Source organism: Paraburkholderia ginsengiterrae, assembly GCF_001645125.1.
GTDB classification, from domain to species: domain Bacteria; phylum Pseudomonadota; class Gammaproteobacteria; order Burkholderiales; family Burkholderiaceae; genus Paraburkholderia; species Paraburkholderia ginsengiterrae.
Genome location: NZ_LXKA01000329.1, coordinates 57,610 through 69,099, shown reverse-complemented (window position 1 = coordinate 69,099; position 11,490 = coordinate 57,610). Strand labels below are relative to the sequence as shown.

12 protein-coding genes and 2 pseudogenes are annotated in these 11,490 nt (G+C 61.1%); 7 read left to right on the top strand and 7 right to left on the bottom strand.

The annotated features are described in order from the left end of the window. The 6 genes from A6V37_RS24445 to A6V37_RS41510 form a co-directional block, all read left to right on the top strand. Positions 1 to 1,963 (top strand): Na/Pi cotransporter family protein (locus A6V37_RS24445; RefSeq protein WP_064286417.1); only part of this gene is annotated, 1,963 nt, incomplete at its 5' end. Positions 1,964 to 2,136: 173 nt separating this feature from the next. Next, positions 2,137 to 2,355, top strand: coding sequence for a hypothetical protein (locus A6V37_RS24440; RefSeq protein ID WP_064269496.1), 219 nt, complete (start codon positions 2,137 to 2,139; stop codon positions 2,353 to 2,355). Between the two features lie 156 nt (positions 2,356 to 2,511). Continuing rightward, positions 2,512 to 3,051 (top strand): 2'-5' RNA ligase family protein, encoded by a 540-nt coding sequence (locus A6V37_RS24435; protein ID WP_064269495.1) that lies wholly within the window; start codon positions 2,512 to 2,514, stop codon positions 3,049 to 3,051. 257 nt (positions 3,052 to 3,308) lie between these two features. Then, complete coding sequence (locus tag A6V37_RS24430; RefSeq protein WP_064269494.1) at positions 3,309 to 3,659, top strand: phasin family protein; 351 nt, start codon at positions 3,309 to 3,311, stop codon at positions 3,657 to 3,659. Positions 3,660 to 3,733: 74 nt separating this feature from the next. Next, complete coding sequence (locus A6V37_RS24425; protein ID WP_064269493.1) at positions 3,734 to 3,931, top strand: hypothetical protein; 198 nt, start codon at positions 3,734 to 3,736, stop codon at positions 3,929 to 3,931. Between the two features lie 128 nt (positions 3,932 to 4,059). Further along, positions 4,060 to 4,218, top strand: a complete 159-nt coding sequence (locus A6V37_RS41510) for a hypothetical protein (RefSeq protein WP_165614455.1) — start codon at positions 4,060 to 4,062, stop codon at positions 4,216 to 4,218. A gap of 94 nt (positions 4,219 to 4,312) precedes the next feature. Here the strand turns inward: A6V37_RS41510 and A6V37_RS24420 are convergent, their stop codons facing one another. The 3 genes and pseudogenes from A6V37_RS24420 to A6V37_RS39450 all read right to left on the bottom strand — a co-directional run. After that, positions 4,313 to 6,019 (bottom strand): site-specific integrase, encoded by a 1,707-nt coding sequence (locus A6V37_RS24420; RefSeq protein ID WP_064269492.1) that lies wholly within the window; start codon positions 6,017 to 6,019, stop codon positions 4,313 to 4,315. A 99-nt stretch (positions 6,020 to 6,118) separates the two neighbouring features. Beyond that, positions 6,119 to 6,769, bottom strand: a complete 651-nt coding sequence (locus A6V37_RS24415; protein WP_082902766.1) for a TniQ family protein — start codon at positions 6,767 to 6,769, stop codon at positions 6,119 to 6,121. Next, positions 6,735 to 7,034: pseudogene (locus tag A6V37_RS39450) on the bottom strand (ATP-binding protein); the annotation flags it as partial. The gene A6V37_RS24415 and the pseudogene A6V37_RS39450, both read right to left, overlap by 35 nt. A gap of 75 nt (positions 7,035 to 7,109) precedes the next feature. Between A6V37_RS39450 and A6V37_RS24410 the strand changes: the two are divergent. After that, a pseudogene (locus A6V37_RS24410) lies at positions 7,110 to 8,441 on the top strand (ISKra4 family transposase); the annotation flags it as partial. A gap of 1,083 nt (positions 8,442 to 9,524) precedes the next feature. Here A6V37_RS24410 and A6V37_RS24405 read toward each other — a convergent pair. The 4 genes from A6V37_RS24405 to A6V37_RS24390 all read right to left on the bottom strand — a co-directional run bounded on the left by A6V37_RS24405 (position 9,525) and on the right by A6V37_RS24390 (position 11,057). Continuing rightward, complete coding sequence (locus A6V37_RS24405; protein ID WP_064269490.1) at positions 9,525 to 9,740, bottom strand: hypothetical protein; 216 nt, start codon at positions 9,738 to 9,740, stop codon at positions 9,525 to 9,527. Next, on the bottom strand, positions 9,737 to 10,177 hold the full coding sequence (locus A6V37_RS24400; protein WP_064269489.1) for an SET domain-containing protein: 441 nt from the start codon (positions 10,175 to 10,177) through the stop codon (positions 9,737 to 9,739). The genes A6V37_RS24405 and A6V37_RS24400 overlap by 4 nt, the downstream gene beginning before the upstream one ends. Before the next feature lie 191 nt (positions 10,178 to 10,368). Next, positions 10,369 to 10,575, bottom strand: coding sequence for a hypothetical protein (locus tag A6V37_RS24395; protein WP_064269488.1), 207 nt, complete (start codon positions 10,573 to 10,575; stop codon positions 10,369 to 10,371). A gap of 203 nt (positions 10,576 to 10,778) precedes the next feature. Continuing rightward, complete coding sequence (locus A6V37_RS24390; RefSeq protein WP_064269487.1) at positions 10,779 to 11,057, bottom strand: HU family DNA-binding protein; 279 nt, start codon at positions 11,055 to 11,057, stop codon at positions 10,779 to 10,781. Between the last annotated feature and the right edge of the window lie 433 nt (positions 11,058 to 11,490).

The following is an 11,490-nucleotide window of genomic DNA, read 5'->3' as shown; positions in this document are numbered from 1 at the left end:
CGAACGGGGACGTGCCTTCCGTGCCGGCATGGGAGCGACGTGTGTCACGCAAAGCGGCACGGCAACAGGCTCAATGATGGCCAGCCTTCCCCCAACCGGATGCGTCGACCTCGTTCCGGCGCTTGCCATGATGCTCGGAGCCAGCGGCGGCGCGACGCTGAGCGTGCAGGTGCTGTCATTCGACGTGGCGGCGGTCTCACCGGCCCTGATACTCATCGGCGTACTGATGTTCCGCAGGTCATCGAACGCTCGGGCTCATGATCTGGGCCGTGCGTTCATCGGACTGGGCCTGATACTGATCGCGCTGCACGAACTGCTCGACCTGATGACCGAGTACGAAGACGCGCCCAGCCTGCGCATGCTGCTGGGTGCTGCCTCCACCGTGCCGCTGGTGGATGTGCTGCTGGCGGCAAGCCTGAGCTGGGCCGCGAATTCAAACGTCGCTGCCGTGCTGCTGGTCGCCTCGCTCTGCGCCAGAAACGTTGTGCCACCCGACACCGCATTCGCTCTGGTGCTGGGGGCCAACCTGGGCACCGCAATCAAACCGGTGCTCGAGTGGACCGGGCCTGACGATCCTGCAACAAGGCGACCTCCAGTTGGCAATCTTCTCATCCTGGCGACGGGCGTCACGCTCGTGCTGGTTGCACTCGGGCCAATCGGGCGGTTCATGGTCACGATGGAACCCGACAACACGCGGGTGGTAGCCGACTTCCATACGCTGTTCAATGTGCTCCTGGCCGGGCTGTTCCTGCCACTACTGACGCCGTACGGAAACTTCCTCGGCCAGTTGATGCCGGCGCTCATCAAGGTCACTGACCCGCCAGGCCCGTTTTATGGCGAGCAGACCAGAATGCCCGTTCCGCAGGATGCGCCCCACGGTGCAACGCGTTCAGCATCGCGCCTTAAGGCAGACCCGGGTGAACTGTTGCTCGAGGTCCGTCAGCGTCTGCGGGAAAACGCCCCGGTTCCCAGGAGAGTCGCCCATCAGCGCAACGACCTGCTGGATAGCATCGGTTTCAACGGGAGGGAACGGCTGCCGTCACGCGATGCGGTCCGGTATGGAGAAGACCCTAGGCAAACCGATGCGCAATCCGGGCCGGCGATTCACGACACGCCAAAGACGGACAACAGCATCACGATTCGTGAATGCGGGCAGCACGTGCTTGAAAGCACAACGGGCGACGGTGTGGTTCTGCGGTACGAGGCAGCCCGATCAGTCTGGCTGACACTCCAGGACCTGCGCATAGTGCGGCAGGCAGAACCCGCTGCCGGAAACACAGCATCGACGCTCGCGACGTACATTCAGGGCACCGCGCATCTGGACGACGGCTATCTGTGTGTGATTGGCGAACCGTCGACCAGGCAGCACGCCCTCAGCGTCACGTTTGCGCCGCGGGAACTTGATGACGGCGATCATCGGGGCCTTCGCGAATGGCAGGATGCCTTGGGCATCACGTTTTCAGACATCCCCCTCGGCACGGCGAGACTTGGCTACAACGCTGCTGACCATGAAATGCACGAACCTGGCCAGTGGTGGGCGTCGTTCCATGTGCCGGCCAGCAGCATGCAGGGCCTCACCGAAGCCATCGACGCAGCACGGCTCACGGACTTGAGGCTCGCGCTGTCCCTGAAGGATCTTTATTCGATGACCACGCAAATCGCAGATGTGCCCGGCGACGCGTGCGTGTTTCTCAGGCCCGACAGTGTCAACGCAGCGGGTTTGCCCGAAGTGGCGAGCGGATATGTAACGCACATGGCATTCGACCTCGCCAGGATCAGGCTTGGTCATCGTGAAGGAGAACCCTCAGGCGACGATACTACGTCGTCCGGGCGTGATGGCCTTCAGGAACCCGATGCGGTTCAGGCGCTCGACGAGAAACTGGGAAAGCTGCTCGTCTGGGTGAAATGGCTTGCCGCCCTCGTTGTCATGCTGGTTATTGCTTTTGCATTGGCCAGGCACTGACCGCGTTCTACGGCATGGCCTGCTTCTGCTGCGGTTCCGAACCATACGTGTATCAGCGGGTCCCATCGCCACTTGAAGCTTCAAGTGAAGCCGCCTACCCTCAATGGAAGCGCCGGGTCGTGTGCTTCATGAAACAAAGGCGACAGCAACTTGTGTGTCACGGGGGTACGACAATGAAAAAGACTCACAGATTGCGCTCCGATTCTGCGGGGCCGGTTTGGGGGCTGATTCTCGGCCTGTTCCTGACGTTCGTCGGGATCGGCCTCTGGATCTATGCGAAGTCAATAAACCCGGGTAGTCGCCTCGATGAATCGCTTGCGATGGCCACGATCGTGATCGGCGCATTTCTGACGGTTTATGCCGGACGGGAACTCAGGCATAGAAACGGGTAACCTGGCGGCGGCGCTAACCTTCTTTGCTTTCCGGGCCGAGCCTGTCCGTTGAGCGGGCGTGGAAGCGCTTCGGCTCTGTCCACACCCCAACGACTCACAGCGTCAGCTCAATCATCGCGTATATGGCAACACTGACGCACCAGTTGCGGAGGCCCCATGTCCGTGTCGGCGTTTGTCGTCAAGGTTCCAGCGGCCGAGCCGTTGGTGGGCGGGTTGCGCACGCGCTTGGACGCCAGCTGCAGACTGGGCGCTCCAGCACATATCACAGTGCTGTTCCCCTTCATGCCGGCCGCCGACATCACGCCCGCAGCCCTTGATCAGGCGCAGGTCGCGTTAAGCGAAATGCCGTCGTTCAGCTTCTCGTTAGGGGTGATCGGGCGGTTCACGGGGCTGCGCGAGATTCCGTCGACCCTCTTTCTCGCGCCAGATCCTCCAGAACCATTCGTTGCATTGACAACGACACTGGTCAGGTCCTTCCCCATGTTTCGCCCGTACGGCGGCACACATGAGGACATTGTTCCGCACCTCACCGTCGCACACGGCGACGCGTCGGATGTACATGCTGCCTCAATCGAATTGAAGCAGCGGCTTCGCACATCGTCGCTGATCTCGACCGCATGTAACGCTGTGGTGCTGCTTGAGAATGCGTCAGGCCGCTGGAGGGAAATGCATGTGTTCAGGCTTTCGCAGACATAGCTGAAGCGCTACTCCACCGTAGTTTCCAGATCGTCCCGAGTGTGATGGCGTGATTGGCGGAGTGGCGACCACGTGAGGGTATATACCTATAAATAAGCATTTAAACCACCGGTTTAACAAAGTTAGAATGTTTCATCTAAACGTGCAGGACAGTCTTTGCTCGGTCAGGTAAAGGTCGTGGGCCACACCCAATAAAACGCCGATCTTCCGCCTGACATCGATCTGGCGCTCGTCGGAAAAATCAAAGGAGAGAATGAATGAGCGCATTTACCCTCGAGCAGTTCATCGCATCGCACAGGGCGAACATCGCGACCCTGTTCACGCTGACAGATCAGATCTTCGATGGCTACAGCAAGCTGGTCGAGCTGAACCTGGCAGCAGCCAGGACGTCGCGCGCAGAGAGCGCGAAACTGTCCCAGGAGATCCTCTCCTGCACGACGCCCGAGGAACTGCTCGCACGACACACAAGCCAGTTGCAACCTGCGTCAGAGCAGGTCCTGACATACGCAAGTCACCTCCGCGACATCGTGCGCGACACACAGTCGAAATGGATGAAAACCGTAGAGGCGCAGCACGAATCGAAAACCCGGTACGCTTCGAACTCCTGATTTTATGGTCAGAGGGTTGAATGCGCGGCAGATTCTGCCGCATCCTGCCCCGTATCGCGCTCCAGGAGACAACTGTGCTGAGTCCGCATGAATTCACAACGCTGATGGTAATCAGGGATGCACCGGACCAGATCGAGGCGGACCGTCTGGAGCTGCGCACGTTGCTTGACCTGCGGCTGGTGACACTTGAACAGACGGCGGCAGGCGGACAGTATGCGCGCATCACGCCTGACGGCAAGGCGGTCCTGAAAGCCGTCGCCCGTCTTGGCTAGCTGGCGGGTAGCCATGTTCGCTGTGCCCGGCATGAAGTGGCGCGCATATCTGGCGTCGCGACGAAACCGGTTTCGCAAGGAAGGTGGCCAGTCAACGTCTCGAACCCTGTGTGACGAAGGAGGCAAAAATGAGCGCGTCATGGATCGGCATTATGGTTGGCGCCTTTGTACTGGTCATCGCGGCGATCGGGGTGGCCGGACATTATCGACGGGAATATCGCCGCGAGCAGTTGCTGAAAAACCTGGACCATCACGACTGGTGCCACTGGGTCCGCACTCGCCGGTAATGTCGCAGCCGTAACGAAATGCGATGGTCTGTGGGGCGCGCTTCAGAAATAATGCACGTTAAGCGGACAACGCCCGTCTGCGCCAGGCTTCGCACTATCGCGCGGCGAAGGCCTGAGTCATCTGACGTGCCCGCTTGACCTCGTCACTTCGCAGGTAGATTGAGGTCGTCGCGATCGAGGCGTGGCGCAGGTTATCCCGAACCGTCGTCAGTTCCGCGCCACGTGCCAGAGCATGAGTGGCATGGGTGTGCCTCATCCAGTGCGGGCTGGCACGTCGCAGCTTTTCGGCGACCGCAGGATGGTCGTCCGCGATGACATCAGCGACCCGGTTGAAGAAGCGCCGCATCACATTCCACAGGCGGGTGCCGGTGATCCCGGTTGTGCTGTCCTGCTCGAGGCTCGCGAGCAGCAGTGTCCCTGGGTCCCAGCGCGCTGGCGTGACCGGAAGGCGACGCTGTACGAGATACTGGTCGAGCGCTGTACGTGCCAGCGGCGGCAAAGCGACCTTGCCAGCTTTGCTCCCCTTGCCGACCAGATGCAGCCAGTGATCGCCGTGTTCGTCGGTGCGGATGTCGCCCAGCGTGGCACCGACGAGTTCGCTCGCACGCAAACCGGTCGCGTAGGAGAAGTCGAGCATGAAGCGCATCCGCTGCGCGGCAGGCGCCTCCCAGCTATACGACCATTCGAGCCCATCTGCAATCGTGCGAACGAGCAACCATTCGCCTTCAGTAAAACCGCGCGATGTGTCGAGCGGCGCGACGCGCGTGCGGCCCCGTACCTTGATGCCAGCAAACGGGTTGGCCAGCACGTATCGCTGCTCGATCAGCCAGCGAAACAGTGCGCCCAGCACCGACAGCGCGTAGGCAACCGAGCGCGCGGACAGATTCCCGGCGAACGGACGCCAGTCGGGCGCTGTGCGTGGCCGTGGCGGTCCAACCCAGCGCTCCCGGGGCGCCGGCCGGCGCAGGAAGCTCCGATAGGCGATTGCATCTTCCGTGGTGAGTGACGACAGCGCCCGTCCACGCTCCACGATCGCCCACAGGATCAGCCGCTCCGCTTCTTTGCGATAGGCGCGCTGGGTCGTGGGCGCCTCGTGCAGCGCGAGCCATGCCTGCACAGCCTGGTGGTCGTTCGACGCGTCCAGCGTGCAGGCCTGCTGGGGCGCGCGGAAACTGCCGTGCGAACCATCAACCTCATGCGGTAGCCGCAGCCGTTCCCACGGCACGACCAGGCCTGGCGACGCCGTCACGATCAATGCGCGGGCCCGTTCTGTCAACTGGGGATGGGCCTCGAAGAACATCTCGATCTGTCGGGCACTGGCCCGGCCTAGCCCGGGAATCGCGCTCCACCATTGACGCCGACGCGGTACCCGCACGGTCAGGTCCGCAAGCGTCGTAATGCCAGCGGCACGCAGCACGCGTACGGCGCGGGATCTCAGCCACAGCTCGATGTCGTCGGCGATCTGTGGCTGCGGCTCCGGCAAGGAGCTGAGTATTTTAAGCACATGTGCGACCGCACTGGCTCGCTCAAGCCGCTCGTTTACAGGGTGTTGCAGGAGATCGACGAGATCGGTGCGTTGGCGATGACGGGCGAAGGTGATCAGTTGCCTGCGGATCTGGCCGATGACGCCGCGCGCCGACTCGCCCGGCGCCTTACCGTGCGGCAGATAACGGTCCACCGCGGAGCGGGACGACAGGCCTGCATACCAGCCGCGCAGCGCTGCGAGCCGGTCGGCATCGGGCAACGTTAGCGGTTCGGGAGTTTGGTCGTGGATGGCGGCCGGCGACTGACGCGTTTTCATGACCTGAAGTTTAGTGCAAAAATACATCCGTTACGATAAGAACGATTATCTGAATAGCTGTCGATCCAGTGACTTTTTCAGCGCGAAGAACGGACGCAATCAGCCCAGATAGCGCTCGAAATACCGGCGCGTGAACGCCTTGCGATACTCCGCTTTCATCAAAGGTGTGTTCGGCGTCCAGCCCTGACCACCATAGCTCGCGCGGCAGGACGCGCAACGATACGGTGCTTCGAGCAGCCGCACGCTGACCCGATACGGCGCTTCGTAGCCGCAGCGCCGACACGCTGTTTCCAATGCCCGATGATGGGCGGGACACGCACTGATGCTCTCCAGCTGGTGGAGCACGCTGTGATAACCGTGCGCCACGCAGTGCCGGCAGTGACGAAAGACATTGCTGTACCGTCGCCGCTGCGAAGGTTGCAACAGCGCCACGCGCAACATTCTGACGGGCACCGGGAGGTTCTCGCGCAACCGCTCGAGATTGACCGCGCCCAACTCGGGAACAATGCCCTCGTAGGGATGAACGTCCGGTCCCATCAGTCGGGCAACAATGTGACCTGGCAGCGCGTTCGCCCGCTCGAATTTCCACAGGATCGAGATCAGCGACTCGCAGGGATCGAGCCACTTCCTGTTGAACACGTAGCCCAGCGCGGGTGTCAGCTTGCGCTCGTCGAGTGTGAGGATGGGAAAGCTCAACGTGCGCGGCGATGCGCCACTACGCGGCAGCGACGAGGACGCGGCCGGTTGCATGGCGTGACTGCACGTAGCCGCAGTGCTGCACGGCATAAGTCCACAAGGCGGGCTCCGGGCAATATCCGGCATTGTCCTTGAGCTCGCTTTCCTTCAGCACGATCTCCACGGCGCGCGCGAACGACTCCATCGGAATGGCCAGCCGCCCAGCCAGATTGGCCTTGTGATGGGCCGCTTCGAACGTTTGCCAAAGCGTATCGGCGTCGCTGACGAGTCGATAGCCAGAGTCGAAGGCCTGCGGAATATAGAAGCGGGTAAAACTCCACGGGAGCGTTAAAAACCTTGGGGTTTCAGCGCAGAGCGCCTAGGATTCCGGCAATCATGGCCGCCGGAGTTGGAGATGAAACTCACAATTCGCGTCGAGATCACCACCGATTGGGACGAAACAGAAACGTTCGAACTCGGTCAACTGGAACGTCCATATCGACAGCTTGACCCGGACAAGGTCGGACTGTCATTGGCCGAAGGAAAAGATTTGCTGCACAGGCTTCAGCGGGTAGTAGTCGCAGCGCAAGCTGAAGAGGTCTGCATGCTCCGACGCTTCTGTACCCGTTGTCACCGGTTCCTCGAACTCAAGGATCGGCGTATCCGCAAGGTGGATACTGTCTTCGGTACCGTGCCCTTTCGCAGTGCCCGGATTGTTTGCTGTCCGTGCGAGACTCCGTTGCAGTTGGAGTATCCGTACAGTCCGATGACCGAATTCGTTCCGGAGAGGGCGACCGAGGAACTTCTGTCGCTTGAGGCCAGGCTTTCGGCACAGATGCCGTACCGGCAGGTCGTTACTATGTTGCGCGAGTTCCTGCCCGCGCGGAAGACATTGAACCATGTGACCGTGCGGAACAGGGCGCTCCGCGTCGGCGCGCGCATTGAAGCGGTTCAACCAGCTGCGTGTCGCGCCCCGAAGGAAGAGACGGAGTGGACCCTGACGATCGACGGAGGATTCGTTAGAGGGCGCCGCAAATCCGAATGTTCTAGCTTTGAGGTTTTAACGGGCCGCTTGAGCGCCAGGGGGCAGACGTCGCGCGTATTCGCGTTCGTGAGAAAGAGGCTGCCGGATATCGTGGACCGGCTCACCACTCTCGTGAAGGCCACAACTGGAAGCGATCAACCGAAGCTGTCGGTCATAACCGATGGTGCCAATGGCCTCCAGTCAATCGCCTGTCGATTGCCGTTTTCTCCTACACCTGTTCTGGACTGGTTCCATATATCAATGAGGGTGAGGTATCTCGAGCAGATCATCAAGGGCATACACGCACGAACGGAAACGGAAAAGGCCGCCCGACGTGTGCTGATATCCCGCGTTGACAAGCTGCGCTGGTGCTTCTGGCATGCCAAACTCGAGAAGGCGAAAGACAGGATGCAAGGCATCCTGCTCCTCTGTCGGGTGATCGTGCCTGAAACGCCGGGCGTTGCAGAGAGTCTGGCGCAGCTCGACTACCGGACTCGAGAGCTTGTTGAATACGTCGAAGCGAATGGCGGCTCAACGATCAATTACGGCGCACGACACCGCCGCGGCAAACCGATCTCGACCGCCACGGCCGAGTCTGCAGTGAATCAGGTGCTCAACCAGCGCATGTGCAAGCGCCAACAGATGCGTTGGTCGCCGACCGGAGTTCATCTGCTTGCCCAAGTGCGATGCGCAGTGATAAATGGTGACTTGCGCGAGAGACTTGAAATCTTCAGGCAACGTCCCCACGCGACCTCTCTCGAGGTCGCGGTATTCCTCGATCAGTTTCGCCGGGCCTCTGAATCGCTACCCCAAGGATCTTAACGCTCCCCCAATGCACTTCCATCTTCGAGTCTGTCCAAGTCAGTACGGCCTGTGCCTTCTTGGCGATTTCCATGTTAGGAAATACTTGGGGTATCTGCTCCCACATCACCAAGTTTTGAAATTGAGGATTCACTGGGTTAAGGGAGATGGCGGCAAATGCCCGATCAGGTGCCGCGTAGATGGACCATATCTTGCCGACCATGACAGGTGTACCTGTCTTGGGAAACATCATGACGCTGCCCACTGTCTGGCCGGACAGTTCCTCAAGATCGATTACTAGCGTTCCCTCAATTTCGGTTGCTTGAAAGCTGCCGGTCCATTGCCCCACTAGGGACGGCGTCTTGGGTGTTTTTGCTCTTTTCAATTTCGATCCGAGATGTGTCAGCTTGCCTTCCTCACGGAACCACGTTTGGCGGGCCCTCCGTCTGTGGATCCTTGCCGTCGCAGCAGTCTACGATGAACCATGCCCAGTTCTCCATCGCCTACCCCCTTTGGTCAACTGGCCCTCTATTACCCCCCGGAGCGCTATACAACCTTATTTTGTCTCAAACCGCAGACGGTGATGCGCCATTTGAACGGCCGCTGCTGGGCGAGTCGAGGGTCTCCTACGGGCGACTACGGAAGTTCGCCCGATGCCCGTTGTTGCAGCCCGCATCGCTGGCTCTTCCCTCCGGATTACGTGCAGCCACGCATCCGCTGCGCTCATCAAAACGGCGACAAAGATCCGGTGGCCGGCGTCCGTCTACGCGAACTCATCGGAGATTGACGCTTGATGGCTGCCGCCCGTGTCCCGTCTGCCGCAAGGCGCATGTTGATATCCGATATCCCTTTCCAGACCGAAACGTGAAACGGAGTTTCCCCTAACGCCGCCTCAAGACGGCTGAGCAGTTCCGGAAGGCTAGCGGCGCCCATCACCTGCTCCATGTTCTTCCGCTTTCGCATGAGACCGCCCCCCGTTCGGAAAAGCACCGCGCAATGGCGTCATCACCACTTGTCCAGATCCAGCGAAAGCTGTTCCTTTGTCCTGGTACCAGCAGCGCCGCCAGACACATAACCTTCGGGCGATGCAATTTTCAGCACATCGCGATGAAAAACCGCATCCGCGCAGATCCGGACAAACCCGTCGTCCAGCTGCATTGAATTGCGAGCATCCTCCAAACCAGTACCGCTGTCGACCGTCGTCTGCGCCGGCGTGTTCACGCCGCAATCGCCAACATCGACCGACGACAATCCGGGGCGGCACAGGCACACGCGTACTGCGCCCAGGCCGCTTCATCCTCAGGGTCGTCAACGGCCAGCAGGTAATCGATGAACAGCTCTTCGCCCGCGTCGATCGGTCGGAGCGTGTGGATGAAAATCCGACCTTCACCCTCGATGGTCTCGCAGTTCGGCGTACAGGCGTGGTTCAGCCAGCGGGCGCTGTTGCCGCCCCGGCTACCATCAATGACGAGTCCGTCCGACAGGCCGAACAGGAATGTATGCCCAGCGACGCCTTCGCGCCGGTGCCGGCGCAACGCGTTTCGCCACGTCGTGATTTCGCCCCTGTACTCGAGCACGCGCTCGCCCGCCGCAAGCGGCAGCATCGCAAATACCCCTTTACCGTGAACCGGCGATCTCCGGACGGTGATGCGTCGCATTGTGTTGCCCCTGACTGTGGTCCTTGCGCGAGTATAGAGTGGCCAATTTCGACCGTCATTGATAGAGAAGGAAGATATCGTTGCCGCTACGTTCAGCTTCCAGGAGAAGCATTTTCGTCCTGGGCTGCATGCAGGTTTTGATCAGCGACACCGCGGAATGGTCGTCAGTCGCCGTGCGGCTCAACCCAGGTTCAGAAAAGCTGATTACCCAACTCGCGCAGGCTGCCCCACTTCACCGTACTCACAAAGGTCCTGCCCGTCGTATCGAGCGATTCGATCATCGCGCGCTGCCCACGCGCTTCCGCAATGACGCGCACAATGCGCGTCCGGTAGCGCAGCAATGCACCGATGGTCGGGCACGAGGTCTGCCGCCGGGTCCGTGAGCGTTTCGTTTCCATTCGGGTATCTAGCTAGACGAGCAGTAAAGCACAAGGGCCGCAATCCACCGCGACATCTCGCCACCCATGCTACCAGGCCAGCCGACCTGGGTCCAGGCCCGCCGTCCTGATCACTCGCTCCAATGCGACTGCCGCCCCCCCGGTCGCGGCGATTTGACAGGGACGCCGCCAGCAGCGATCCGGCCGGCGGCCCTCTTCCGGCTTCAGGCGCCGTTCACCGCATCCTTGAACGCCTTGCCAGCCGTGAACTTGACCGTCTTCGCGGCCGGAATCTGGATCTCGGCGCCGGTTGCCGGATTGCGGCCGACCCGTGCGGCACGCGCGCCGGTCGAAAACGAACCGAATCCCACCAGTTGCACGGTGCCGCCCCTTGTCACTTCACCCGTGATCGCGGCAATCAGTGCCTCCAGCGTCTCTCCCGTTGCCGCCTTGGTGTCGCCCGTCTTCGTGGCGACCGCATCAATAAGTTCCTGCTTGTTCATTGTGTCATTCCCTTCTGAGGTGGTGGAGATGGCGTCACCCTACCCGATCCGCACCCCTTCCGGCAATCGGGGCGGCCGTACCGCTTCAGCGGCACGGCTTCGACATCCGCGGCCGACGCGCAGGGGCGTCGAACACGAGGATCCAGTGTGAACAGCTGCCGGAGACCCGTTGCACGACCAGGATCTGGCTTACCATCCGCGACCCACGCCCAGGGCTCCAGGGCGAGCCCTGGGCCAACCTCCCCGGTAACCGACCGACACGCCATCGACACATCGACAACCCCCGGTCAGACCCGCTCCCGGTGTAATGACGTCTCTCCGGTTGCCCCTGCCCGGCGGGCCGCTTGCCATCCGGCCTCATCCCATTCGTCCAGTCTTCTGCCCTCGGGCGGAGAATCCGGTCCGGACGCCAAAGCGCCCCAGCCGGCGTGAT

What these genes read in the sequence shown, in the direction of transcription:
- A6V37_RS24440 (WP_064269496.1), top strand. Translation starts at nt 2,137, where the DNA reads ATGAAAAAGACTCACAGATTGCGCTCCGATTCTGCGGGGCCGGTTTGG.
- A6V37_RS24435 (WP_064269495.1), top strand. Translation starts at nt 2,512, where the DNA reads ATGTCCGTGTCGGCGTTTGTCGTCAAGGTTCCAGCGGCCGAGCCGTTG.
- A6V37_RS24430 (WP_064269494.1), top strand. Translation starts at nt 3,309, where the DNA reads ATGAGCGCATTTACCCTCGAGCAGTTCATCGCATCGCACAGGGCGAAC.
- A6V37_RS41510 (WP_165614455.1), top strand. Translation starts at nt 4,060, where the DNA reads ATGAGCGCGTCATGGATCGGCATTATGGTTGGCGCCTTTGTACTGGTC.
- A6V37_RS24420 (WP_064269492.1), bottom strand. Translation starts at nt 6,019, where the DNA reads ATGAAAACGCGTCAGTCGCCGGCCGCCATCCACGACCAAACTCCCGAA.
- A6V37_RS24415 (WP_082902766.1), bottom strand. Translation starts at nt 6,769, where the DNA reads ATGCAACCGGCCGCGTCCTCGTCGCTGCCGCGTAGTGGCGCATCGCCG.
- A6V37_RS24400 (WP_064269489.1), bottom strand. Translation starts at nt 10,177, where the DNA reads ATGCGACGCATCACCGTCCGGAGATCGCCGGTTCACGGTAAAGGGGTA.
- A6V37_RS24395 (WP_064269488.1), bottom strand. Translation starts at nt 10,575, where the DNA reads ATGGAAACGAAACGCTCACGGACCCGGCGGCAGACCTCGTGCCCGACC.
- A6V37_RS24390 (WP_064269487.1), bottom strand. Translation starts at nt 11,057, where the DNA reads ATGAACAAGCAGGAACTTATTGATGCGGTCGCCACGAAGACGGGCGAC.